Below are 25,222 nucleotides of genomic sequence, written 5' to 3'. Positions count from 1 at the left end.
GACACACGACCAACAGGTGCCACCAACAGTATGCTAACTGACCAACGGGCTTCCAACCGCATCGCGATCATTGATGTTGGCTCCAACTCTGTGCGCCTTGTGATTTTCGACGGCATGACGCGTGCCCCGATCCCGATTTTCAACGAGAAAGTCATGTGCGGACTGGGGCGTGATCCGGAAGATACCGGCAAGCTCAATCCCGAAGGGGTCGAGCTTGCCGTGGTCGCCATGCACCGGTTTGCAACGCTTCTGCGGGCGATGAAAGTTACCCATGTCGATGTGCTTGCAACCGCGGCGGTCCGTGCGGCCAGTGACGGCCAGCTGTTTTGCGATCGCATCGCCAAGGAAACCGGATTGACCGTCAAGGTGATTGACGGCCTTGAAGAAGCAAGACTTTCGGCACTTGGCATTATTTCCGGCGATCCGGTTGCGACTGGCATCATGGGCGATATTGGTGGCGGGTCGCTCGAACTGGTTCTTCTTGATCAGGGCGAAATCAAAAAACGTGTCAGCCTGCCCTTGGGGGCAATGCGCCTTCATGCGGTATTCGGGTCCGATCGCGCCCGCCTGACCAGTGAAATCACCCGCCATCTCGACAGTGTCGACTGGCTGGCAGAGGCCGCCGGGCAGCAACTTTTTGCGGTTGGCGGATCATGGCGCTCGATCGCAAAACTGTTCATCGCCCAGGAAAACTACCCGATTTCGGTTGTCCATAACCTGGCAATGCCGCGTTCGGAAATGGATGAACTGACCCATATCATTTCCCAGCAAAGTCGCATCTCGCTTGAAAAGGTTGGCGGTGTTTCGAAACGCCGTATCGACAGCCTGCCCCATGCCGCCCTTGTCATGAATATGTTGATGGCCCGCATGCGCCCAAGCGAAGTGGTCTTTTCCGGGCACGGATTGCGCGAAGGCTGGATGTATGAAGTCCTGCCCGAAGACTTGCGTCAGCGCGATCCGGTACTTGATGCCTGTCTGAGCTTCGCCGAAGACGGCGAACGCTTCCATCAGCATGGCGAAGAACTTGCCCACTGGTGCGCGCCGATCTTTACCGCACTTCCGGTCAATATCGAACGGCTGCGTCTGGCGGCCTGCATCATCGGCGATATCGGATGGAACGAGCACCCCGACTACCGGGCAATCCAAAGCTATAACCGGATTTTGCGCCACCCCTATCTTGATCTCAATCACCATGACCGGGTGTTTCTCGCCTATACCATCGGGTCGCGCTATACCGGCAACTTCAAGGGTGATGAGTCAAGCGAACGCATCCTTGACGAGGATGACCGTCTGACTGGCCGACTGTTTGGCCATGCCATCCGTCTTGGCCATACGCTTTCAGGCGGGGTTGAGGGGATATTGCCCAAAACCCGTCTCGTCCTCGAAGCCGATAAATTGATCCTCGAATTCGACAAGCAGGTCGCCGCACTTTACGGCGAAGTAGTCGAACAAAGGCTTTCCAAACTGGCCAAGCTCATGAACCGCGAAAGTGAAGTCCGTCTGGTGTAAATCAGGAACGGTTTGCTTTCGCACCGAAAGCCGCTATGTTGGGGATGCTTCCAAGCACCCCGTCCGCGGAAAGGGCTGCGCCCGGTTTAACACATATGAAACACACGGTTTCCTTGCCTGTCTGGCGGACACAGGCGTTATGATCAGGGGAATCGTATGTCTGCATCACGCACAACGAAATCCGATAAAGCCAAATCTTCGCGCCCAAACCGTATCTTCTTTGACGGGCGCCTGAACCTTGAACAGCAACGAAAGCGCGCCAAGGATCTTTTGCGCGCCCTGCGTGCCGGGAACCGAACCGCGCAACAACGCTTTGTCGATGCAAATCATCCGATCGGGGCTGCGGGATTTGCCGATATCCGGCTTGCTAACGCCCAGTTGGTGATTGCACGGGAAAACGGCTTTGCCAGTTGGCCCAAACTGAAAAACCATATCGACCGCATCACCGAACAGAACCGTCAGATTTCCAGCGGAAATCAACCCGTGCTTGATACCAAACGCACCCTGCATCTGCGTTGCGGATCAGACATTCGGAACGGACTTGGCATTGCCGGCTTTGTCGGTGATTTTCTGGAATTTGCCGATCCGTTCTGTCAGGGGCCGGTGCCGGATCTGCCACTTGATGAATTCATTTCAGTTCGCGCCGATTTCATCGCAAGCGGTTATCACATCACCCCAAAGGATGCATTGGCCAGAAGCAAACGCGAATATGCTGCGCTGAACCGCCTGGATCAATATGATCATGTGGTTTTGTGGTTCGAACATGACGGCTACGACCAGCTTATTCTGGCCTTCCTGATGGACTTCATCGCCACCGCACGGCCCGCGACAAGGATCGAATTGATATCGGTCGGCGCAATCCCCGGTGTGGAGCGTTTTATCGGTCTTGGGCAATTATCCCCGGAACTGCTGATCTGGTGCTGGGAAAATCATCGGGTACCGGTGACTGACGCCATGCTTGAAACCGGTCGCACGGCGTGGAAGGCCATTCGCTCCGCAATGCCCGACGCACTGGAAAAATTCATCCAAACCGGAACCAGCGCCCTGCCCCATCTGATCCCGGCTCTTGAACGCCACATCGCCGAATTGCCGGACCCGCAGTCGGGGCTTGGCCTGACGCAGAAACTTGTCCTTCAGATAGCACGCGATCACGGCCCGCTTCCGGTTGGCAAAATCTATGCCCATCTCATGCGAAGCTACGATCCGCTTCCCTATCTTGCCGATCTGATGTTCTGGTCTGAAATCCAGACCATGATGCACTGCAAATCGCCGCTATTTACCCTGTCAGACAATCCGGACCAGCACTGGCCAACCCGCATCCTGACCATAACCGCGACCGGATCAGACACATTGGCAGGCAACCAAAACTTCCTCGACAATTTCACCACCACCCGCTGGGTCGGCGGGACCGAAATAACGCCGGAAACAGTCGGAGTTTTCTATTCAGAACGCCTGAGTGAATAACTTTGTTGGACGGGTTTCGCCTTTTTTGACAAAAGGCGAAACTGTCGTTGGACATTGTGACGGGATTGAATATGTTCACCGGCAACGGGACAGCATCAATTCTGCAGGATATTTTAATGGCAGCAAGAACAACTGTAATCACGATTACCCACAATGGTGGGCTGGTTATTGGTGGCCTTTTGAAATCGCTGCCTGCTGATCTTCCCTTGATCGTTGTTGATAACGCATCAAAGGACGATACCCTTGATATCGTTACGTCCTTGCGTCCCGATGCGAAAATCATTCGAAACCCAGTTGGCTTGGGCTATGGCGCTGCTGCCAGTCAGGGGCTTTCAGAAGTCTCAACCGAATTTGCCCTGCTTGCAAATCCTGACGCTTTGATGACGCAGGATGCTATTGATGCCCTTGTTCAAGCGGCCGATCAATATCCAGAAGCGGCAATGTTTGGACCGCTCCATAAGGATGGCAACGGAAATATAGAACCCAGCCACGACGTCGAATTATGGAAGCGCGGCATTTTCGGAAAACAGGCATACGAAATTACGCCTGAGGGTCCGATATGCGTTGAATTCTTGTCTGGCGCAGTGAACCTTGTGCGAATGAACGCGATGAAGGAAGTCGGGTTTTATGATCCCGAAATTTACCTTTATTTCGAAGACGACGACATGTGCATGCGCTTCCGACAGGCCGGATATGGACTTATTCTTGTTGCTGCATCCGTGGTCACGCATCTGAATGGCGGCTCTGTCCGTCCAAATCGGGCATATTACTGGGAAAAGTTCTGGAACATTGCATGGTCCAGAATATACTTTGAAACCAAATACAAAGGCCGTCTGGCCGGAAGCTGCCTTGGCATAAAATACGCATTGCGGTATGCCGGCAAGGCACTGGTGCATGGCATCGCGATGAAACGGGCAAAAGGCTGGCGTGATCTTGCCCGTTCGGCGGGGTCCTTGGCCGCCGTATTCGGTGTCAGGGCCTCGAAACTTCCGCGCTGACACTTGAGTTCTGACGAACTGACGCATCAAACTGGATGAATGGGTACCTATTCTGATGAAGGCAGTAATTCTTGCTGGCGGGTATGGCAGCCGACTGAGTGAAGAAACCTCGGTCAAACCAAAACCGATGGTCGAAATCGGCGGCAAACCGATCCTGTGGCACCTGATGAAAATCTACTCAGCACACGGCGTGAATGAATTTGTCATCTGCCTTGGCTACAAGGGCTATGTGATCAAAGAATATTTTGCCAATTACTTCCTGCATCACGCTGATGTCACCATCGATATGGCATCCAATCAGCTTGAGTATCACAACGCCAATGCCGAGCCCTGGAAGATCACCCTTGTCGATACCGGCACCAACAGCATGACCGGCGGCCGTATCAAGCGGGTTGGTGATTATCTTGATGATGACAAACCGTTCTGCCTGACCTATGGCGACGGTCTTGGCGATGTCGATATTACGGCAAGCATCGAATTCCACAGAAAACAGGGCCGCAAGGCAACCATGACGGTTGTCTCGCCTCCTGGCCGTTTTGGTGCAACTGTTCTTGATGGCAACCAGGTAACGGCGTTTCAGGAAAAGCCGCTTGGTGACGGCGCGCGCATCAATGCCGGATTCTTTGTGTGCGAAAAATCCGTCCTTGCCGAAATCAAGGGTGATCAAACCGTCTGGGAAGCAGAACCGCTGCGCAACCTGTCAGAAAGCAACGAGCTTTCGGCATGGCGCCATGACGGCTTCTGGCAACCGATGGACACACTGCGCGAAAAGCAGATGCTTGAAGGCCTGTGGGAAGGTGGAAACGCCCCCTGGAAGGTCTGGTAAAAACGATGCGTCCAAGTGAAAACCTTCGTTCTTTCTGGTCTGGCAAACGGGTCCTTTTGACCGGTCACACCGGCTTTAAAGGCAGTTGGGCAGCAGCATGGTTGATCAAGATGGGGGCTGAGGTTCACGGCTTTGCCCTTGCTCCGGAAACCGATCCCAATCTGCATGACCTGCTTGATCTTGACTATGCCTCGGAAATGATTGCCGATCTTCGCGATCGTGCAGACGTGCAAAAGATGGTCCATAAGGTCCGGCCCGATCTGGTTTTACATATGGCGGCACAGCCCTTGGTGCGTCGCGGTTACCGCGAACCGGTCGAGACCATGGCAACCAATATCATGGGCACCGCACATCTTCTTGATGCGCTGCGCGACTGTGAAAGCGTCAAGGGCATTCTGGTCGTCACCAGCGACAAGGCCTATGACAATGACAGCTATGATCAGGCCCATGGCGAGATTATCTTCCGCGAGAGCGATGCACTGGGCGGGCGTGACCCCTATAGCGCGTCCAAGGGCTGTCAGGAAATTGTCGCGCGCAGCTTTGAACAAAGCTATTTCCGCGCCAAGGGTATCGCGCTTGTCACGGCCCGTGCAGGCAACGTCGTTGGCGGCGGCGACTGGTCCGAAGATCGTCTGATGACCGATATCATTCGCGCGGCCGCGAACAACAAGGCGGTCGAACTTCGCAATCCCGGCACCACCCGCCCCTGGCAGCATGTGATTGAACCGGTGGCAGGATATTTGATGTATCTTCAGGCTGTGGTCGAGAAAAAGGCATCGGTATCCGCACTGAACTTTGGCCCGAAAGAGTCCCATACCGTTGCGCATGTGACCGATCTGGTCCTGGATGCTTGGGGGTGCGATGCCGGAACCACACAACAGGATGTGTCGGCCGCCAGCAAGGAAGCCCTTACCCTTGCACTGGACTCAAGCCTTGCAACGACGACTTTGGCGTGGCAACCACGCCTTACACTGCCCGAATGTGTAAACTGGATTGTCGAATGGCATAAAGCACATCTGGCAGGACAGAACATGCTGGACCTGACCGAAACGCAGATTACTTCGTTTGAAGCGATGATGGATAAAGAATGACAACGCCAACTTGCCGTGCTTGCGGCACCAACCTTGAACATACCCTTGTTGATCTTGGCCTTAGCCCGCTTGCGAACTCCTATGTTCCGCTTGTTCACAAGTCTGATACCGACCCGGCTTATCCGCTCCACGCCCGTGTATGTGACCAGTGTTTTCTGGTTCAGGTTGATGACGTTGTCCCGCCATCCGATATCTTTAGCCACTATGCCTATTTCTCAAGCTATTCGAGCAGCTGGGTCGAACATGCTCGCAAATACTGCGCAAGCGCGACCGAACGGCTTGGCCTGAACGATAAGTCATTCGTTGTCGAAGTGGCCTCCAACGACGGTTATCTGTTGCAGCATTTTGTTGCCAACAGCGTTCCTGTTCTTGGTGTTGAGCCCGCGGCCAATGTCGCCGCCGAAGCCGAGAAAAAAGGCGTTCGCAGTCTGGTGGCGTTCTTTGGCAAGGAAACGGCAGAAAACATTGTCGCCGAACACGGCCATGCCGATCTGACGGCGGCCAACAACGTTCTGGCACATGTACCTGACATCAATGATTTTGTCTCAGGCTTTGCCGCGATCCTCAAAGACGTTGGCGTTTCAACATTCGAGTTCCCACATCTTTTGAACCTTTTGGAAAAGACCCAGTTCGATACGATCTATCACGAACACTTCTCCTACCTGTCGCTTTATGCGGTTGAGAAATGCTTTGCTGCGAACGGGCTTAAGGTCTTTGACGTCGAAGAACTGCCCACCCATGGCGGAAGTCTGCGTGTCTGGGCGCAAAAAACAGTTGGCACCCGTCCCGAAACGGACCGCCTGAATGCCGTCCGCGCCAAGGAATCCGATGCAGGTATTGCTACCCTCTCCTGCTACGAAGGGTTTGAAACCAAGGTTCAAGCCATTCGTGACAGCCTGCTTGCCTTCCTGAAAAAGGCCAAGCTCGATGGTAAAACCGTTGCGGGTTATGGTGCTGCGGCCAAGGGCAATACCCTTTTGAATTATTGTGGGGTCGGAACAGATCTGATTGATTTCGTTGTCGATGCCAACCCGCACAAGCAAAACACCTTTCTTCCCGGAAGCCGTATTCCGGTTCATGCACCTGATATGCTTAAGGAACGCAAACCGGACTATGTCCTGATCCTGCCCTGGAACCTGCAGAACGAGATCATGGAAAGTGTCGGTTATATTCGAGACTGGGGTGGACAGTTCCTTGTCGCTGTGCCGGAAGTCACCGTTCTGCGATGAAGTTTACAAAGACAAATATCGCGGGTGTCGACCTGATCGAACTGGAAACACACGAAGATAACCGTGGTTTCTTTGCACGGTCATTTTGCGTTGATGAACTTGGCGATAATGGCCATGACTTCGCGGTCCATCAGGCGAACCTGTCTTTCAACCACCACGCAGGCACCTTGCGGGGAATGCATTATCAGGCAGCCCCGGTTGGGGATCCGAAAATTGTCCGCTGTATCGCCGGACGGATTTTTGATGTGGTAATTGATCTGCGCGCAGGATCACCAACCTATTGCCAGTGGACCGGTGCGGAACTTTCAGCCCAAAACCGCAAATCTTTCATCATTCCCGAAGGCTGCGCACATGGTTTCATCACGCTCGACGACAATTCCGAGGTGATGTATCTGATGGGAGCCCCGTTTGAGGCAAATCTTGCAGCCGGAGTTCGCTGGAACGATCCGGCATTCGCGATTGACTGGCCGATCACGCCATCCCTGATCAATGATCGTGACGCGAACTATCCCGATTATGAGCGCCAAGAATGAAAGTCCTTGTAACCGGTGCCAACGGCCTTATCGGGTCTCATACCTGCCGGGCATTACTAGCATCCGGGTATGATGTTCTGACCTGCGGTCGATCCGGTTCCCAATCATCAAGCCATCAAGTTGGTGACTTGCTTGACCCGGATTTCCGATCCCGGATCATGCGGGACGAGCGCCCCGATGGTCTGATCCATCTGGCATGGCAAACCAAGCATGGTTATTTCTGGAACGCACCGGACAATGCCGACTGGCGTGTCGCCTCCATTGATCTGCTTGATCGCTTTCTCGAGATTGGTGGAACCCGCGCGGTTCTGGCCGGCAGTTGCGCAGAATATGACTGGACCATATCGGAAATTGGCAAGAAAACCTGCGAAACGGATGCTTGTGTACCCGGCACCCTTTATGGGCAGGAAAAACTGAAACTGGCCCGACACTGTCAGAACCTGATTGATCAGGGCAGTTCAATTGCATGGGGACGATTGTTCCTTCTATGCGGACCGGGTGAATATCCGGCACGTTTCGTCCCGGCAGTAACCAAGGCCCTTCTTGCCGGGGAAACTGCAAAAATGAGTTCGGGGAAACAGGTCCGTGACTTCATGCATGTTGCGGATGCCGGAACTGCATTTGCGTCAGTCTTTGAAAGCACATTCAAAGGCATTTTGAATGTTGCAAGTGGCGAGGCGCATTCGCTGCTATCGGTCGCAAACAGCGTGCAACAATTGGTCGGACGTGGACAGGTATCAGCCGGCACCCTGCCCGATCGCCCTGACGATCCCCCTTACCTCGTTGCCGATACGTCGATCCTTCATGATACAATCGGGTTTGAGTCGAAGTACAATCTGATCTCGGCATTGAAAAGTTGCATTGAATGGTGGCGCAGTCATGAAGCTTAAGGACCGCTTGCGCAAACTCGTCGGTTTGCCCCCCAAAAAAGCGAAGCTTCCGGCCCATGTAACCGTTGGAAAACATTCATACGGACTGCACAAGAACATGGTTGCCGGTGCATCGGCAGATGCACCTTTGTCTGTGGGGACTTATTGTTCTATCGGGCCTGACGTTCAATTTCTTTGCAAAGTGGATCATGCACTTCACCATGTCAGTACGTATCCATTCAAAACGCTACTATGGGAAACCGAACAGGGCAACCAGGATGCGATTACCAAGGGCGCAATCACTCTTGGGCATGATGTCTGGATCGGCGCACGTGCCATCATTCTTTCCGGTGTAACCATTGGCACAGGTGCCGTTATCGCAGCCGGGGCTGTTGTGACCAAAGATGTCCCGCCCTATGCTATTGTTGGCGGCAATCCGGGGCGGATCATTCGGAAACGCTTTGATGATGCGATGATCGAGCAACTTCTTGAAACGCGCTGGTGGGAATTGGAAGAATCCAAGCTCAAAGCCCTGCAGCCAGAGCTTTACGGTCAGCCGGAAGATTTCATAAAAGCCCTTCAGCGCGACTGATCTGACCACTGATGCCCAAGGCTTTGCGTGTTAGCCCAGGCCACGTGCAATCCTGAAAATCTCGGCGCGCAGCCATTTGTGGGCTGCGTTTGCGGCGTTCCGGACGTGCCAGTATTGGGCGAAACCATATTCGGGAAATTCCAGCGGAAAGTCACAGGTCGCAAAGCCGTCCATCACGTTTTCCGCCAATCGCGACGGCAATGTCGCGATGACCTTGGTGCCGCGGATCAGGTTTGGAATGCTGGCAAAGGTTGAAACCTGCAACGCCGTGCGGCGTGATCGGCCTGTTGCACGCAGCAAATCGTCAATCGCCGACACATCATTCGCCCCGATGATCACACGCGCATGATCCGCCGCACAGTACCGATCAAGGGTATCGGGCGCAGCATCATGAAAACCCGGATCATAAAAGCAACGCATCTGTTCACGGAACAGCGCCTGCATTGCGATATCGGCATGCTTGCCCGCCGACTGGATGCTGATGGCATGGTCAATCTTGCCACTGCGCAGCAAGCCGACAAAATGATCCTCGCCGCTGATCGACAAGACCTTGAGACGAATATCTGCCTTGCAGGACTGCAATCGTTGCATCAATGCCGGCAAGACGACGCTGACTTCATAGTCATTACACCCAATCGTAAAATGCGCGCTATGAGACGGATCATCCGGATCAAACGTCACAACCCTGGTCAGATCACGCATCCCTTGTAACAAAGCCCGGATCTGCGGCGCGATTTCATCGGCATGTGCGGTTGGCGCAACCGATCGCCCCGACCGTACAAAAAGCGGATCGCCGATAATCTGGCGCAACCGGTCAAGCCCGTGACTGACGGTGGGCTGGCCAACACCAAGGCGATGTGCCGCAGCCGTCACCGATCCTTCGTCATAGATGGTCAGGAACAGACGCAACAACCGATAATCAAGATCAAATTCATCGACATTCATGCATACTTATTATCATACCCATCGAATTGACCCTATAGGTTTTAAAGATCACATTCTCCGTCATGAACAGGCGATGCCTGCCCCAAACTGGAGAATTCAAATGACAACACTGATTACCGGCGCAACCGGTCAGCTCGGCACCCTCGTTGTGAAACACCTGCTTGATCGCCTTCCGGTCAGCGAAATTGCGGTAAGTGTCCGCACCTCGGCCAAGGCCGAAAATCTTGCAGCACTTGGCGTTGATGTTCGGCATGGTGATTTTGATGACCTTGCCCTGATGACCACGGCCTTCAAGGGCATCGAAACCGTCCTGATCATTTCAGCAGAAGCCGACAATGCAACCCGCATTGCCCAGCACCGCACAGCGGTTGATGCCGCCAAGGCCGCGGGAGTCAAACATCTGGTTTACACCAGTATCATTGACCCGCGCGCTGATGCCGATTTCACCTATTCCGCCATTCACCTTGATACCGAAAATTACATCAAGGAAAGCGGCCTGAACTACACCTTCCTGCGCAACAGTTTCTATGCCGACCTTCTGCTTGCCGGTGTTCCCCATGCACTTGAAACCGGGGCTTATGGCGCACCGGCGGGCGATGCCAAAATCACCTATATCCCGCGCAATGATTTGGCCGAGGCCGCCGCAGTGGTTCTTGCCAATCCCAAAAACCACATCAATGCGACTTATGATCTGACCGGTGCGAAAGCCGTGACCCATACCGAAATTGCCAGCTACATCGCCAAGGCGACTGGCAAGGACATTACCTTTGCCGACCTGCCGGCTGACGTCCACGTCGGGATCCTTAACAGCATCGGCCTTCCGGGCCATCTGGTCGAAGCCCTTGCCGGTCTTTATGTCGGCGCGAAAAAGGGCGATTACGAAACCGTCAGTGATGATTTCGAAACGCTGGTTGGCCGCAAGCCGCAATCTGTCGAAGATTTCATTCGCATTGCCCTGACGAACTAAGCCAACCTTGCTGCCAAACAAAACAGCCGCCCGGCATTCCGGGCGGCTGTTCTTGTTTCCAACATGCACAACAGATCAGCGCCAAAAAAAACGGACCCCAAACGGGGCCCGGCAAGTTTCAGGGAGGCATCGGAACAAGGGACAATTCCGGTGATCTCGTCGCCCTGCATTACGGTGCAAAACTGAGCAACGTCGAAACGAAAAGCACGGCGGTCGATGTGATCGAAAAGACAACATATTTGACAATCATGTTCAGGGTCCTTTGCGGGCGGGGGTGACAGACAAGACAGCACCGGGGACGTGCCACCTTGCCTGCCGGGAGACGAATGTTTTCCGCCGGGATTTCCTGTCCGCTTCGCGACACGGAACATGGCGGTCAGGCATCAAAGCCCAAGATCGGACAATCCGGGATGATCATCGGGACGGCGTCCTTGCGGCCAATGGAACAAGCGTTCCTGTTCCGTGATCGGTTTGTCATTGATCGATGCAACGCGATGACGCATCAGGCCATCTTCATCAAATTCCCAATTCTCGTTGCCATAGGCACGGAACCAGTTGCCGCTGTCATCGCGATATTCATAGGCAAAGCGCACGGCGATCCGGTTTTCATGAAACGCCCACAGCTCCTTGATCAGGCGGTATTCCATCTCCCTGACCCATTTGCGGGTCAGAAAAGCGACAATGTTTTCGCGACCGGCAAACATTTCCGAACGGTTTCGCCACTGGCTGTCTGGCGTGTAGGCCAGGGAAACCTTTTGCGGATCACGGCTGTTCCAGCCGTCTTCCGCCAGGCGGACTTTTTGTTTCGCGGTCTCGATATTAAAGGGAGGAAGCGGCGGCCGTGACATCGATCTTGTCCTTTGATGCTGGTTTGAAAAAGGAACCCCGGTCGGTTCGGAGCGATATGCGGAGGGGGGACCACCGACCGGGGCCTTGCCGGAAGCAGGCCTGCCCTTAGGCGGCAGATGCCGTCACGACCGGGAAATCAATCGGCGTATCGAACGCCTCATTCAGGTAATTGGTCAGGGTATTCAGCGCGACATGTGCCACGATCTCGACCAGTTCGGCCTCGCTAAATCCGGCTTCCTTGACAGCCGAAACATCAGCAGCAGAAACCTGGCCGCGGTTATGAACCAGTGCCACGGCAAAGCGCACGGCGGCATTGGCCTTCGGGTCGGTCGACGCACCGTTGCGATTGGCGGCAATTTCCGCATCGTCAAGTTTCGCAAGGTTCTTGCCAAGATAGGTATGCGCCGACAGGCAATAGTCACAGCCATTAAGCTGGGCAACCGCAAGGGCGATGCGTTCACGGGTCTGGGGATCAAGCGCGCCTTTGGCCAAGGCACCGTTAAGACCAAGATAGCCTTCAAGGGCTGCCGGGCTGTTGGCCGTCAAACGAAACAGGTTCGGCACCGATCCGAGCAGTTTTTTCACGCCTTCAAGAAGCGGCTGGGCATTTGCCGGTGCGGCATCAATGGATGCAGGAAGCGTAATTCGGGTCATGGACTTTCTCCTTAAAAGATTTTGCGTCATCAGCTGATGAACGATATATACAGACAGGTCTGTCTACTTGTCAAATATTTTTTGGACTGGTCGTTCTGAAACGCGCAGTGCTTGCATTTCTGCGCCCTTCGCGGCACAAGAAGACAGACCGGTCTGACTATTGGAGAAAAAAATTGAGATCAAAACGCGACGATCTGATCGATACGGCGCTGCGCCTGTTCTACACACAGGGCTTCAACGCCACCGGCATTGACAAGATTCTTGCCGAGTCCGGCGTCGCCAAAATGACGATGTACAAACATTTCAAATCAAAGGACGACCTGATTGTTGCCGCCCTTGAACGTCGCGATGAACAGTTCAGGGACTGGCTGACCGGTGAAATGGAAAAGGCATCGTCCGAACCGCGCGCCAAACTGCTTGCCATGTATGATGCGCTTGAAATCTGGTTTACCGGGCGCGCCTTCAAGGGGCTCGGTTTTGCCGGCTGTGCGTTTATCAATGCATCGGGCGAATTTTCAAAACTCGACCACCCTGCCCACCGCATTGCCGCCGATCACAAGAAAAAGATCCTCGACTATCTTGTCGAACTTTGCAGCGCGGCGGGTGCAGCTGATCCGGTCGGACTTGCCGAACAGCTTGCCCTGCTTAAGGAAGGGGCGATTGTAACCGCACAGGTGCGCGGCCTGTCTGATGCGGCCCAGATTGCCAAATCAATTGCCACCGGCCTTCTCGATGCGGCCATTCCGGCATAAGGCAGCAACCTGCCTTGATTCGTGCGCCCAACAAAAACCCAACAAAAAACGGAGCCATCCGGCTCCGTCTTTTTGATCGGCAATGCGTAAGTCGTCAGGCGTCAAGATCGACCAGAACGACTTCACCGTTTTTCAGCTTGAGACCAAGCTGACCGTGTTTGAGACGCAAGGCATATTGCCCGAACAATTCGCGACGCCAACCATGCATGGCCGGAACATCGGCATTGTCGTCTGCGGCAATATTTTGCAAATCATCGCCGGATGCCACCAGTCGCTGGGCCACACCCTTTTCCTCGGCGCACAGCTTGAGCAACACCTTAAGAAGCTCGACCGTCGGGCCGATGCCGGCTGGCAATTCAATGCGCTGTTTTGGTTTGGGCCACTGATCCTGTGGCAAGGCCAAAGCCGCCTTGATTGCTTCGATGATTGCCTGACCGGGCTTGGAGCTTCCGAAATTGCGGCCAACACCGCGGGTCTTGTCCAGATCGGCTTCGGTCATTGGCTGACGCGCGGCGATATCAAGCAACGTGTCATCACGCAAAATGCGATTGCGCGGCAGGTTCTTGCGCTGGGCCTCTGTCTCGCGCCATTCGCCAAGCGCGCGAGCAACGGCCAGAAACTTCGGGCTGTTTGACCGGGTCTTGAGACGCAACCAGGCATCTGCCGGATCAATCGAATAGATCGACGGATCGGTCAGACGTTCCATTTCTTCGAAAAGCCAGACCGCCCGGCCATTGGCCTCAAGCCGTTCGTGGAAATCTTCATAGATCACGCGCAGATGCGTCACATCCGAAAGCGCATAATTGATCTGTTTCGAAGATAACGGACGACGTGACCAGTCGGTAAACCGCATGGATTTGTCGATGCTTTTGCGCGCGACCTTGTTGACCAGTGTCTCGTATCCGACCTGGTCACCATAGCCAAGCACCATGGCCGCCACCTGGGTATCAAACACCGGATGGGGCACCTTGCCCGACAAATGTACGAAAATTTCGATATCCTGACGGGCCGCGTGAAACACCTTGATCACGCTTTCATCCTGCATCAGCTCAAACAGCGGCGACAGGTCAATGCCTTCGGCAAGCGGGTCAACCGCCGCACCGTTGTCCGAATGTTCCGGACTCGCAAGCTGCACAAGACACAGTTGCGGCCAATATGTCGAGTCCCGCATGAATTCGGTATCGACTGTAACGTAATCGAACTTGCGCAAGCTATCGCACAAGCTTCGCAGTTCTTCTGTAGTTGTAATAGGTTCCATGTCGATTGCTATAACATTGCCCGGAACAATTCGCCAGTGGCTTAGACGCAGGTCAGACCACCGCATGGACGGAATGGCTGATCGCCAAAAGCCCCGCCCTAGATGATTTCATCCTCATCAAGCAGCGGATCGGATTGCAGGTGGGTTTCGATGGCGTCCATGCGTTCCTGGACTTCTGCCGGGCGTTTGATTGATGCGACATGAAACAGCGCATCGCCCTGATTGACGATCGGCAAATTGGTCCGCCCGATAATCAGGCCATCCTCGCGCGCCAGGACTTCTTCGTCGGTTTGCCCGAACGGATCGGCCACCGCTGCGACAACATCACCGGCATGCACGAATTCACCTGCCAGCTTGAAGGTCCGCAAAATCCCGCCAACCGGCGCACGCAGCCAGTGACTGTTGGACGATTTGAACGATGGCACGCGCGGTGTCCGCACGGTGCGTTCCGACGTCATACCCAGTTTGCGCATCACACGCAGCACACCTGACACACCAGCCCGGATCGACATTTCATCAAAACGAAGCCCCTCGCCTGCTTCATACAGCAGGATCGGCACCCCGATTTCGCGCGCGGCCTGGCGCAGTGACCCTTCGCGCAGCGGACTGGTCAGAATGATCGGCGCGCCAAAGGCCTCGGCATATTCCATGATTTGCGGGTCGTCTTCATTGACCCTGATCTGGGGCAAGTTAACGCGGTTAACCGCGGCCGAATGCAAATCAATCCCGAAATCGGACCGTTCGACAATTTCATGCAGGAAAAGATGCGCAAGCTGCGCGGCAAGCGATCCGCGCGCATGGCCCGGGAAACTGCGGTTAAGATCGCGACGGTCGGGCAGATATCGGGTGTGGTTCAAAAAGCCGAATGCATTGACCAGCGGCACGGCAAGCAATGTACCACGCATCCCCTTCAATGCCGGGGATTTCAAGACACGGCGGATCACTTCGACCCCGACAATCTCGTCACCATGCACAGCCCCGCTGACAAACAGAACCGGCCCCGGCCGTTTGCCATGCACGACATTGACGGTCAGATTGACCGGCGTGTGGTTGGACAGAAGCGAGATCGGAATATCGACAATCTTGCGCGTCCCCGGAGCAACCTTTTTCCCGCCAATTTCAAAATCAGGTGTTTTGGGGGCCTTGGGAGTTTTTTCTTTTCCCTTGGTCGATCCGGTTTCGCTCATGCCGTTATCCTTTGCCTTTGGTCCGGACTTTTCCCGGACGGTAATCTTTTTCAAGGAATTCGATAATCATCCCGGCGATATCCTTGCCGGTTGCGCCTTCGATGCCTTCAAGGCCCGGCGATGAATTGACTTCCATCACAACCGGCCCGTGGTTCGAGCGCAAAATATCAACACCACAAACATTTAGCCCCATTGCCTTGGCGGCTTCAACTGCCGTTGCACGTTCCTGGGGGGTAATGCGGACCGAACGGGCCGATCCACCGCGATGGATGTTTGACCGGAAATCGCCTTCGGCACCTTTGCGTTCCATGCTGGCGATGACCTTGCCGCCGATCACGAAACAGCGGATGTCGGTATTGCCGGCTTCCTTGATGAATTCCTGAACCATGATGTCGACGCTGGCGCCACGGAATGCCTCGATAACCGATTTGGCGGATTTCTCGGTTTCACCCAGAACCACACCAATGCCCTGGGTTCCTTCCAGAAGCTTGATCACCACAGGCGCGCCACCCACGATCTGCAAAACCTCGTCGGTTTTCTTGGGATCATGGGCAAAGGCCGTCACCGGAAGGCCGACACCGCGACGCGACAGAATCTGAAGCGACCGCAACTTGTCACGCGAACGACCGATCGCAACCGACTCATTAAGCGGATAAACCCCCATCATTTCGAACTGGCGCAATACCGCTAGTCCGAATGACGTCACCGACACACCGATACGCGGAATGACTGCGTCATAGCCCAGAAGTTTCTTGCCTCCGTAATAGATTTCCGGCTTGAGCGAGGTAATGTTCATCGTCACCCGCAAGGTGTTGATGATTTCGATCTCGTGCCCACGCGCTTCGGCAGCCTCGACCAACCGTTTGTGGGAGTAAAGATTTGGGTTACGCGCAAGCATCGCGATTTTCATAAAATGAACTCCCGTGGTCGGTCACAATGGCCGTGCAGACGATCAGATGTCGCATGCCCGGTCTTGGAATATTGTCAGAAAGAAAAAACGATCCTGTCGGGAATTTGTTCCGCCACATGATCGTTCTTCTGCGCATCTAACTCTGTTCGGGCTTCCCTGCAAGATAAGATTTCGATGGTTGCACCAAAAATCTTCCTGCCTTCATCGCTGTACGCCCCAAAAGCATGGGAAACCCCATGATTGACCGGTTGGCGAGCGACACTTCAACTTTCAATCTGTGATGCCCGACAACGATATGGGTCGATATAATGAACCGTTCTTCGGCATTTCCGTTCGAAGACCGAATCTCGCGAAGCTCGACCAGCGGGGCCAGGCATTGAATGCGTCCATGCCCATCTCCGCGATAATGGGGCAACACGAACTGGACGTAATCCTGTCCGTCCCGGGTTACCTGTTTGGGATTAAGTGCATGAAGCGACGATGTCCGCGCCCCTGTATCAACCTTGGCCTTGATCAGCGGAACGTCAAGATCAGGAAGTCCGATCCATTCACGCCAGCCAAGAACATGCCCCCCCGCCACCAGGGCATCGGTATGGGATTTGAATGACGGTTTTACTTTAAGTCGTTGTGGGCTCACATGCACAATCCGGTAATTGAAAGTGCCTTGAATATAGCCTGCAAAAGGCTGATCGGCCTATGATTTTAACAGTGCGGGCGAAATTAGTCGGCGCGATCGGTTCCCGATGCCACCTGCATTTCTTCCATCACACTGCGTACAAGCGGCAAGGTCACCGCCCGCTTTTCGGCAAGGGCACGGCGATCAATCGCTGCGACCAGATCGGTCAGTGCGACAAAGGATCGCTCGATCCGGGGCAAAATATAGCTCACGGTTTGCGGCCCGGCCTGAATTTGCCGATCAGCAAACAGTTTAAGAAGAAGACCGACCATCAAATCGTCATCGGGCGGGGAAATCTCGCAGACCAGGGCCGCACCAAGACGGGATTTGAGATCCGGCAGCCCGACATTCCAGCGCGCCGGCGGCTGTGTCGCGGTAAGCAACAAATGCCCGTCCCGTTCCTTGAGCATGTTATAAAGATGGAAACAGGCGGTTTCATCAATGCCGCCATCGGCATCTTCGATCACAAGCCCCCTGGCATCGCCCAGCAGCGCGTCGGGATCACAACCGGCAAGATCGATTGCGGCAACACTCAGTGCAGCAGACCGGGCGCGCCAGACCTCTGCCAGATGACTTTTGCCACAGCCCCTGGGCCCATAAAGACACAAGGCCGGCACCGGCCATTTCGGCCACAGATCAATCCAGGCCACCGCATCACGATTGCATTGCGCGACCATGAAATCATCGCGCCCCAAAGCCGGACGCAATTCAAGTGCAAGGGGCAATTGCTGCGGGCCGACATCGGGCGCGACACTGTCGCGCTCGGCTGCAAGTTCTGCCTCGGGCACCGGTTTGTCCGTGTGATGGGCCGGATTGTGTTTCGCCGGGGTCACTGTGGTCTCAATTCTCGCCGTCTTCGATCGCATCACCGCGCGGGTGATCCGGTCCATGATCATATAAACGACTACTGAGATACTGCCTTAAACCGTAACGCACAAGTACGCCGATCACCGCAGCCACCGGAACGGCCAGCATCACACCAAGCAACCCGAACACCGCACCACCGGCCAGTAAGGCAAACATCACCCACACCGCATGCAGCCCGACCTTGTCACCAACAAGCTTCGGCGTCAGGAAATTGCCTTCAAGAATCTGGCCGATCCCGAAGACCAGCGCCACCAGACCAAGATCAAGACCGAACCCGAACTGGGCAATCGCGACCCCCATGCCTACCGCAAACCCGGCGAACATCCCGAAATAGGGCACAAAGGAAACAAGACCGGTCATCAACCCGATGACAAAACCGAATTCAAGCCCGACCAGCGTCAGGCCAAGCCCGTAAAACAGGCCCAGCAACACACAAACCGATGCCTGCCCGCGCACAAAGCCCGCCAGGGTGTCATCAATTTCACGCGCGCACTGGCGGATATCGGTGGCGGAATGCCGGGGCAGATAACTGTCGACCTTGGCAACAATCTTGTCCCAGTCCCGCAGCAAATAGAACGACACAACCGGTGTGATGAACAGCAAACTGATAAAGTTCAAAAGCGCCAGCCCGCCCGACAGCACATTGGTCAGCACATTGCCGATCCATTTCAGCGCATTGGCGCTTTGTCCCTTGACCGCATCAGACACACTTTGCAGGGTCTCGGGGGCCACCCGGTCCAGCACATGCTGAAGATAGGGCGCAACATTGGTGCGCAACGCATCGACATATCCCGGCAACCGTTCAAGGAACCCGGCAAGCTGGCTTCCGATCATCGGAACAATCAGCAACAGCACCAGAATGAAAACCAGGAAAAACAGCACCGTGATGATGCTGGTCGCGACCGTGCGGCTGGCACCGCGCGCCTCAAGCTTGTCTGCCAGCGGATCCAGGAAATAGGCAATCGCCATCCCGGCAACAAACGGCAGAAGGATGCTTGAAAACAGCCACACCAGAAAGAAGAATCCGACAATGAAAATAAGCCAGAAACGTGCCTGTTGCCGTAATGTCATGTCCGGGTTCCCCTTTGTTGCCAGACTCCCGAAGGACGCCGATAAGACGCCCGAAACCGGCCACTGACGATCAATATCGCGGACCGCCAATTCGCGGACAGTCGATATCGCGGACTGGCCGGTGTCACGGGTTTATGACTAGCCGCCGATCGACAAGCCCTGCAAGCGGTCCGATCCGGTCGGCTGGATGAACCACAATTCACCCATCCGCGTCAGGTTCAGGTTCTGCTGGTTAAGTGCAGTCTGAAGCTGACTGGTTGACCCGACAAAGTCGAGTGACAGTTGCACTTCACGGCGCGACATCGCGACAACGCGCGAATTGCGCACCACCGGAAGACCGATCAGCTTGTCTTCGATCTTGGCCCAGTCCTGAAGCCCGGTAATCGGAATAAACACCATCAGGCTGCCGCCCGTGCTGTAATTGATCAGGTTGGCGCGTTTCCAGCCATCGGCAAGCTGATCCTGAACCGCCTTGGCCGCACGGACCAGCGTTTCATTAAGCGTCTCGTCAGGCAGCGTGTTTTCCTGAACACCAAATACCTGCGGGCCGCTATTGGGATCATAGCGGGTGACCGTCACATCAACGGTTTCCGCCCCCGTCGCCCCACTGACATCGGCACTGGCGACAACGGCAACATCCGCACCATAGCGTTTTGCCAATGCCGCCAGACGTTCCATCGATCCGTTTTCGGCCTGTTCGGCGGACACGGTCCCGATATCGGTCAGATCACCAATCGGTGCCTTGATCGGCACCAGACCGGATGTGGCAACATTGCGTGCCCAGACATCGCGCCACGGGTTGGGATCATCCCACAAGGTGACATAGCCCGATGTCCGGTAAACCGGCACAATCATCACCGGCTTGGATTGCAGTTCGGCAAAGGAAATGTCGCGGAACCGCAAAAAGCGCCGCAACTCGTCATCCTTGAACCGCACGGTCATGTCCGCGATATAGCGAACCGATGACGTCTTTTCATTCGACACCCCGAAATCACGCACCATATTGGTAATTTCCGAGCCCGCCGGCATCTGCAATCCGGCGCGATCTTCCGGCAGGGTCAAACGCGCAATCACTTCTTCGAATGCCTTGCGCTGGCCGATCTCGAGTGCCTTTTCACGGGCGGCGGCGGCTGTTTCCGCACTTTCATCAACGTGAACACCGGTCACGGTGAAAATGTCCTGCGCAAAAGCCGGAAAAGCCATCAGCGCAGAAACCGTAACAGCGCCAGCCAACATCTTGATGTTTTTCAATGAAGTAAGCACGTATGCCTCGTTGCCCTAATCGTGTCTTGTCGAATTATTTTGCAATCGCCCTTGTGGCATGTTGCACGCATTCTGGAAAGAAAACTCTGTCATGCGCAGGTGATCATTGCATATTGTCCGCGTTTGAGTATTTTCGCCCCAGCGGAAATTATCAAGCCCGCGTTTTTTATCAGTAGGACTGGCGGACATTCCTGCAACTGATTAAAGGCGTCAGTAAGGCGGATTGGTCAAACAGCAGCATATTTGCTGCGGCCCGGCCCGCAAATGCCCAGTGAACGTCGCTTGGAAGTCGGTACGTATTGATGAAAAACGCGGGTTGCCCCGCTGTTTTTTCATGCATGCGCGAAGCCAAGGATCACCAAAATGACCGCCTCCAAAGGCCTTACCTATAAGGACTCCGGTGTCGATATTGATGCCGGAAATGCCCTTGTCGATCGAATCAAACCGCTTGCAAAAGCAACCTCGCGGTCCGGTGTTTCCGGCGGGCTTGGCGGTTTTGGTGCCCTTTTTGACCTCAAAGCGGCCGGCTACAACGATCCGGTTCTGGTTTCCTGCACCGATGGTGTCGGCACCAAGCTCAAAGTCGCCTTCCTCGCCGACAAACATGACACGGTTGGCATCGATCTGGTCGCCATGAGCGTCAATGACCTGGTCGTTCAGGGTGCCGAGCCGCTTCTGTTCCTCGATTACTTTGCAACCGGCAAACTGTCGGTCGACAATGCCGCCGATGTGGTTGCCGGCATTGCCGAGGGCTGCAAACAGGCTGGCTGTGCGCTGATTGGCGGGGAAACCGCCGAAATGCCGGGCATGTATTCGGATGGCGAATATGACCTTGCCGGTTTTGCCGTCGGTGCGGCCGAACGTGGTGAACTTCTTGATGGCAGCAACGTTGCCGAAGGCGACGTGATCCTTGGTCTGGCATCAAGCGGTGTTCATTCCAACGGCTATTCGCTGGTCCGCAAGGTTGTCGACAAGGCAGGCCTTGGCTATTCCGACGAAGCCCCGTTCGCACCGGGCAAAACCGTTGGCGAGGCCCTGCTTGAACCGACCAAGGTTTATGTCAAAAGCTGTCTGGCGGCGCACAAGGCCGGGATGGTCAAGGCCCTTGCCCACATTACCGGTGGCGGCCTGACCGAAAACGTTCCGCGTGTTCTTCCCGAAAACCTGACCGCTGTCTTTGATGCCAGCACCTGGGAATTCCTGCCGATCTTCAAATGGCTCGCAGCCGAGGGCGGCATTCCGGCCGTCGAAATGGCGCGGACCTTTAACTGTGGCATCGGCATGTGCGTCGTGGTTCCGGCTGACAAGGCGGATGCGGCCGAAGCATTGCTGCGTGAACATGGTGAAACCGTCAGCCAGATCGGTGTTATCGGCCCGCGCGCCGGTGATGGCCCGCAGGTCGTCATCAAGAACATGGGCCCTGCATGGGAAAAGTAAGCAAATTGAAACTCGCCGTTCTGGTCTCAGGCGGCGGGTCCAACCTGCAAGCCATCATTGATGCCTGCAATACGCCCGACTACCCGGCCGAAATCGTTCTGGTTTTCTCAAACCAGCTTGATGCAGGCGGGCTGGAACGCGGGCGTAAGGCCGGTATCCGGTCCGAGGCCATCTCGCACAAAGGCTATCCGGGCGGACGCGAAGCCTATGACACCGCCGTCAGTGCCCTGATCGAAGAAAGCGGTGCGGATCTTGTGGTGCTGGCCGGCTACTTGCGACTGGTCAGTGAAAGCTTTGTCACCCGCTGGAAAGACAAGCTGATAAATATTCACCCGTCGCTTCTGCCAAGCTTCAAGGGCCTGCATGTGCATCAGGCAGCCCTGGATGCCGGGGTCAAATTTGCCGGTTGCACCGTGCATTATGTCGTCCCCGAAGTCGATAGCGGCCCGATCATTGCCCAGGCCGTTGTCCCGGTGCTTCCGGGGGATGATGCAGGTAAGCTGGCCCAGCGTATCCTCAAACAGGAACACCGCATCTATCCGCAGGTCATCCGTTGGATCGCCGAAGGCCGCGTTTCGGTTGATGACAAGGGCATCGTAACGGTTGCCGATGCCAAACCTGCCGAGTTTGCGGAAATCAATCCGGCGATTGAACCGGCTTGAAAGAACCTTTGGCGCAGATTGCGCAGGCTGATTTAAGGGCGGTTTGATCCGCCCTTTTTTCATGGCGGCATCTTGCGCCCGACCGGTTTCAGACCAGATTACGCAAACGGTTTTCCATCCGTTTCCCCTGGTCCAAAGGCCCATCATGAACAAAACCATCCGCAACATCGTCCTTGGCGTCATGCTTACAACCTTTATCGCGCCAATCGGTCTGGCGATCACTGAAAGCCACGCCCAGAACGCAAACTGGCGTGCAACCAAATGCGCACTTTATCAAACCCATCGGGATGATATCCGGGCACAAATGCCCGCAAACGCCACCAGCACTGCCTTTGACGATCAGGAAGACGCCTTTGTCGCATCGGGCTGCACGGCACGCGCCTATGTCTGCCCGCAAAACCGGGCCGAACTCGAATATGCCAATCTGATGTCTGTCGTGATGATGAACGAAGGGGCCACCGGATCGTTTCTGCCCTTTGCCTGCAAGGAAACCGGCAGATAGGACGCAGATAGGACAATGTGATCCTGTCCACACCCTTGGCCAAAGGGATGATATCCCCGGTTAATCTTACCCTTGCCCGCGCTCTACCTTGCGGATATACATTGGAAAAATCCCAAAACCCAGGAGGTAGATTTGCAGGGTAACGATTACGAACTGACCGAAACCCATGTTGCCATCTATGAAGGCTTCACCAGCTTTGTCAAATGGTCGACCATTTCGGTTATTGCCATTCTGATCCTGATGGCGATCTTCCTGCTGTGATCTGCCAAATGGCAGAACCGGAAATGTAAAAAGCTGCCGTTGACCGGCAGCTTTTTTTGTTTGTTAAGGCGCTTAAATCGTATCGGTGTCATAGGTGATGACGTCAAATCCCTCTGCCGCAATTGGTGGCTGAAACGCCGCACAGATTTGATGGAACTGAGCGTCACTGGCAGAAAATTGATGTTCGCCCGCCTGATTGCGGGCATGCAGGCGCTGTTTGCAGATGTCTTCTTCCAGATCAAGGAAGTGCAATTTGTGCCCTGCCCCGACCTCTTCATAAATGTCGCGCATCCAGCCACGTAACACGCGCGTGTTGGCCGGGAAATCCAGCACCACAGAAACACCAGACATCAGCAACATGCTGACATGCGGCCCCATGACGTCACGCAGTTTTCGCGACGCATGGACATAATCCGACACTGTGTGCATCTGATCGCCAAACAGAACGGATAACCATTCATCTTCGGCAATCAGAACCATTCCCGGTTTGCGCGCCAGTTCGGCGGCAAGAGTCGATTTCCCCGATGCAATTTTACCGCATAACATATGCAGCACCGGTTGCCCCACCAATGCATGGGCCGGTGACCTTCGATCTTGATCTGATGTGGATAATGACATTGCGATCTCCCTGTCGGAAATGCCGGGAGACAGACACAAAAAAAACCCGCCTCACGCGGCGGGTGGTTTCATTTGGTCAAAATGTCACAACCCCGCCATCCTGTGAATGGCGGTAAAAATTCGTGCAGAACTGGTTACGACATTTTCCATGGCCTGATCATGGCATGGTCGCGCAATGCTGTCCAGCACACTGCGTCGCACAAAAGGATACAAAGATAAAACCTATTCACCCATAGGTTAAATATCGGTAAGATCAATCTGTTGTCCTGATATGGATCCGGACCGCACCGGATGCAAAGGGCGATCCGAACGCCCACAGCACCACAACCCTGAAATCCGAAACAATCGGACCCGCAATTGGGGAGGAAACAATGCAAGGAAGCGACTACGACGTCGAACTGGTCAAAATCCACGAAGCAGGCTGGCACCATTGGACCAAGTTCGTTTTGTGGAGCATTATCTCCATCTCTGTTTTGCTGCTATTAATGGCAGCTTTCCTGATCGATTAACCGCGCCGTTCTGTCACACAGACACAAAAAAACGCCCCGCAATCTGCGGGGCGTTTTGATGCCGGATGAACCGGAATTCTGTATTCTAAGCTTAGCCGACGATTTCGGTCTGAGCGAAGAAGTAAGCAATTTCGATTGCAGCGTTTTCGAGCGAGTCCGAACCATGGACCGAGTTCGCTTCGATGGATTCTGCAAACTGCTTACGGATGGTGCCTTCCTCGGCGTTTGCCGGGTTGGTTGCACCCATAACTTCGCGGTAGGTCGCGACAGCGTTTTCGCCTTCCAGAACCTGGACGACGACCGGGCCGGAGACCATGAAGTCTACCAGTTCACCGAAGAACGAACGTTCTTTGTGAACTGCATAGAAACCTTCAGCCTGAGCGCGGGTCAGAGCGACGCGCTTCTGTGCGACAATGCGCAGGCCAGCTTCTTCGATGACGGCGTTGATTTTGCCGGTCAGGTTGCGGCGCGTTGCGTCCGGCTTGATGATCGAAAGAGTGCGTTCGACAGCCATTGGTTTCACCTAGCTACTTTAAAAATTTCGTTACCCCCCAAGAGGGCTTCCAAAAGGGCCTGCGGAACATAAAGGAGCCATACATAAGCACTCCCTTATCATCCACAGACCCAAAGGTTGGCGCTATATAAACGGGGTTGAAGCGCAACGCAACAGATAGTTCTGCCCGCGCAATACAGACTTGCAGTAGCTGCATTGACCTCAAAACC

General features: G+C 54.8%; 27 protein-coding genes. 15 read left to right on the top strand and 12 right to left on the bottom strand.

Features of this window, described 5'->3' with window-relative positions; translation table 11 throughout:
• The first annotated feature begins 30 nt into the window (after positions 1 to 30).
• The 9 genes from CU041_RS18430 (at position 31) to CU041_RS18390 (ending at position 9,111) form a co-directional block, all read left to right on the top strand.
• Positions 31 to 1,509, top strand: a complete 1,479-nt coding sequence (locus tag CU041_RS18430; protein ID WP_101248002.1) for a Ppx/GppA family phosphatase — start codon at positions 31 to 33, stop codon at positions 1,507 to 1,509.
• A 156-nt stretch (positions 1,510 to 1,665) separates the two neighbouring features.
• Positions 1,666 to 2,973, top strand: a complete 1,308-nt coding sequence (locus tag CU041_RS18425) for a DUF1835 domain-containing protein (protein ID WP_101248001.1) — start codon at positions 1,666 to 1,668, stop codon at positions 2,971 to 2,973.
• A 116-nt stretch (positions 2,974 to 3,089) separates the two neighbouring features.
• Positions 3,090 to 3,971, top strand: coding sequence for a glycosyltransferase family 2 protein (locus tag CU041_RS18420; RefSeq protein ID WP_170310301.1), 882 nt, complete (start codon positions 3,090 to 3,092; stop codon positions 3,969 to 3,971).
• Positions 3,972 to 4,026: 55 nt separating this feature from the next.
• Positions 4,027 to 4,797 carry a glucose-1-phosphate cytidylyltransferase gene (rfbF, locus tag CU041_RS18415; RefSeq protein ID WP_101247999.1) on the top strand — a complete coding sequence of 257 codons (771 nt, stop codon included), beginning with the start codon at positions 4,027 to 4,029 and terminating at the stop codon, positions 4,795 to 4,797.
• 5 nt (positions 4,798 to 4,802) lie between these two features.
• Positions 4,803 to 5,888, top strand: coding sequence for a CDP-glucose 4,6-dehydratase (rfbG, locus tag CU041_RS18410; RefSeq protein WP_101247998.1), 1,086 nt, complete (start codon positions 4,803 to 4,805; stop codon positions 5,886 to 5,888).
• Entirely contained in the window at positions 5,885 to 7,117 is a 1,233-nt protein-coding gene (locus tag CU041_RS18405; protein ID WP_101247997.1) for a class I SAM-dependent methyltransferase, read from the top strand. Before rfbG ends, CU041_RS18405 begins: the two co-directional genes overlap by 4 nt.
• Positions 7,114 to 7,650, top strand: a complete 537-nt coding sequence (gene rfbC / locus CU041_RS18400; protein ID WP_101247996.1) for a dTDP-4-dehydrorhamnose 3,5-epimerase — start codon at positions 7,114 to 7,116, stop codon at positions 7,648 to 7,650. Before CU041_RS18405 ends, rfbC begins: the two co-directional genes overlap by 4 nt.
• Positions 7,647 to 8,540, top strand: coding sequence for an NAD-dependent epimerase/dehydratase family protein (locus CU041_RS18395; RefSeq protein WP_101247995.1), 894 nt, complete (start codon positions 7,647 to 7,649; stop codon positions 8,538 to 8,540). The genes rfbC and CU041_RS18395 overlap by 4 nt, the downstream gene beginning before the upstream one ends.
• Positions 8,530 to 9,111 (top strand): CatB-related O-acetyltransferase, encoded by a 582-nt coding sequence (locus CU041_RS18390; protein WP_101247994.1) that lies wholly within the window; start codon positions 8,530 to 8,532, stop codon positions 9,109 to 9,111. The genes CU041_RS18395 and CU041_RS18390 overlap by 11 nt, the downstream gene beginning before the upstream one ends.
• Positions 9,112 to 9,141: 30 nt before the next feature.
• Here the strand turns inward: CU041_RS18390 and CU041_RS18385 are convergent, their stop codons facing one another.
• The gene (locus tag CU041_RS18385) at positions 9,142 to 10,056 is read right to left on the bottom strand and encodes a LysR family transcriptional regulator (protein ID WP_101247993.1); all 915 of its coding nucleotides are present in this window, start codon (positions 10,054 to 10,056) and stop codon (positions 9,142 to 9,144) included.
• Positions 10,057 to 10,156: 100 nt separating this feature from the next.
• Between CU041_RS18385 and CU041_RS18380 the strand changes: the two genes are divergently transcribed.
• Positions 10,157 to 11,023 carry an SDR family oxidoreductase gene (locus CU041_RS18380; RefSeq protein ID WP_101247992.1) on the top strand — a complete coding sequence of 289 codons (867 nt, stop codon included), beginning with the start codon at positions 10,157 to 10,159 and terminating at the stop codon, positions 11,021 to 11,023.
• Positions 11,024 to 11,406: 383 nt separating this feature from the next.
• On the opposite strand, the gene CU041_RS18370 is transcribed toward CU041_RS18380, so the two are convergent.
• Positions 11,407 to 11,871, bottom strand: a complete 465-nt coding sequence (locus CU041_RS18370; RefSeq protein WP_101247990.1) for a nuclear transport factor 2 family protein — start codon at positions 11,869 to 11,871, stop codon at positions 11,407 to 11,409.
• A gap of 106 nt (positions 11,872 to 11,977) precedes the next feature.
• Positions 11,978 to 12,526 (bottom strand): carboxymuconolactone decarboxylase family protein, encoded by a 549-nt coding sequence (locus CU041_RS18365; RefSeq protein WP_101247989.1) that lies wholly within the window; start codon positions 12,524 to 12,526, stop codon positions 11,978 to 11,980.
• A 173-nt stretch (positions 12,527 to 12,699) separates the two neighbouring features.
• Here CU041_RS18365 and CU041_RS18360 point away from each other — a divergent pair, with 173 nt between their 5' ends.
• Positions 12,700 to 13,278, top strand: coding sequence for a TetR/AcrR family transcriptional regulator (locus tag CU041_RS18360; protein ID WP_101247988.1), 579 nt, complete (start codon positions 12,700 to 12,702; stop codon positions 13,276 to 13,278).
• Positions 13,279 to 13,372: 94 nt separating this feature from the next.
• Here CU041_RS18360 and rnd read toward each other — a convergent pair whose 3' ends face one another.
• From rnd to CU041_RS18325, 7 genes are all read right to left on the bottom strand, one after another.
• The gene (gene rnd, locus CU041_RS18355; RefSeq protein WP_068518208.1) at positions 13,373 to 14,536 is read right to left on the bottom strand and encodes a ribonuclease D; all 1,164 of its coding nucleotides are present in this window, start codon (positions 14,534 to 14,536) and stop codon (positions 13,373 to 13,375) included.
• Between the two features lie 98 nt (positions 14,537 to 14,634).
• Positions 14,635 to 15,723 (bottom strand): succinylglutamate desuccinylase/aspartoacylase family protein, encoded by a 1,089-nt coding sequence (locus CU041_RS18350; RefSeq protein WP_170310300.1) that lies wholly within the window; start codon positions 15,721 to 15,723, stop codon positions 14,635 to 14,637.
• A gap of 4 nt (positions 15,724 to 15,727) precedes the next feature.
• Positions 15,728 to 16,633 (bottom strand): 30S ribosomal protein S6--L-glutamate ligase, encoded by a 906-nt coding sequence (gene rimK / locus CU041_RS18345; protein WP_068518209.1) that lies wholly within the window; start codon positions 16,631 to 16,633, stop codon positions 15,728 to 15,730.
• A 136-nt stretch (positions 16,634 to 16,769) separates the two neighbouring features.
• Complete coding sequence (locus tag CU041_RS18340) at positions 16,770 to 17,270, bottom strand: ATP-dependent zinc protease family protein (protein ID WP_101247987.1); 501 nt, start codon at positions 17,268 to 17,270, stop codon at positions 16,770 to 16,772.
• Positions 17,271 to 17,353: 83 nt separating this feature from the next.
• A complete protein-coding gene (locus CU041_RS18335) occupies positions 17,354 to 18,142 on the bottom strand; it encodes an HdaA/DnaA family protein (RefSeq protein WP_318271641.1) in 789 nt (262 codons plus the stop codon).
• Between the two features lie 7 nt (positions 18,143 to 18,149).
• The gene (locus CU041_RS18330; protein ID WP_068518211.1) at positions 18,150 to 19,247 is read right to left on the bottom strand and encodes an AI-2E family transporter; all 1,098 of its coding nucleotides are present in this window, start codon (positions 19,245 to 19,247) and stop codon (positions 18,150 to 18,152) included.
• A 138-nt stretch (positions 19,248 to 19,385) separates the two neighbouring features.
• Complete coding sequence (locus CU041_RS18325; RefSeq protein ID WP_228195827.1) at positions 19,386 to 20,510, bottom strand: DUF2066 domain-containing protein; 1,125 nt, start codon at positions 20,508 to 20,510, stop codon at positions 19,386 to 19,388.
• A 363-nt stretch (positions 20,511 to 20,873) separates the two neighbouring features.
• On the opposite strand from CU041_RS18325, the gene purM reads away from it, so the two are divergent.
• From purM to CU041_RS18305, 4 genes are all read left to right on the top strand, one after another.
• On the top strand, positions 20,874 to 21,947 hold the full coding sequence (gene purM / locus CU041_RS18320) for a phosphoribosylformylglycinamidine cyclo-ligase (protein WP_101247986.1): 1,074 nt from the start codon (positions 20,874 to 20,876) through the stop codon (positions 21,945 to 21,947).
• Entirely contained in the window at positions 21,935 to 22,609 is a 675-nt protein-coding gene (purN, locus tag CU041_RS18315; RefSeq protein WP_101247985.1) for a phosphoribosylglycinamide formyltransferase, read from the top strand. The genes purM and purN overlap by 13 nt, the downstream gene beginning before the upstream one ends.
• 145 nt (positions 22,610 to 22,754) lie before the next feature.
• Positions 22,755 to 23,111: a hypothetical protein gene (locus CU041_RS18310; protein ID WP_101247984.1), complete on the top strand. Its 357-nt coding sequence runs from the start codon at positions 22,755 to 22,757 to the stop codon at positions 23,109 to 23,111.
• Positions 23,112 to 23,243: 132 nt separating this feature from the next.
• Positions 23,244 to 23,372 carry an aa3-type cytochrome c oxidase subunit IV gene (locus tag CU041_RS18305; protein WP_101247983.1) on the top strand — a complete coding sequence of 43 codons (129 nt, stop codon included), beginning with the start codon at positions 23,244 to 23,246 and terminating at the stop codon, positions 23,370 to 23,372.
• Between the two features lie 72 nt (positions 23,373 to 23,444).
• Here CU041_RS18305 and CU041_RS18300 read toward each other — a convergent pair whose 3' ends face one another.
• Complete coding sequence (locus CU041_RS18300; protein ID WP_233433172.1) at positions 23,445 to 23,918, bottom strand: AAA family ATPase; 474 nt, start codon at positions 23,916 to 23,918, stop codon at positions 23,445 to 23,447.
• Between the two features lie 672 nt (positions 23,919 to 24,590).
• Positions 24,591 to 25,013, bottom strand: coding sequence for a nucleoside-diphosphate kinase (gene ndk / locus CU041_RS18295; RefSeq protein WP_068518216.1), 423 nt, complete (start codon positions 25,011 to 25,013; stop codon positions 24,591 to 24,593).
• Positions 25,014 to 25,222 lie beyond the last annotated feature (209 nt).

It is taken from the genome of Thalassospira povalilytica (assembly GCF_002844235.1).
In the GTDB taxonomy this organism is placed as follows: Bacteria; Pseudomonadota; Alphaproteobacteria; order Rhodospirillales; family Thalassospiraceae; genus Thalassospira; species Thalassospira povalilytica.
This window is presented reverse-complemented; position numbering and strand designations above follow the sequence as displayed.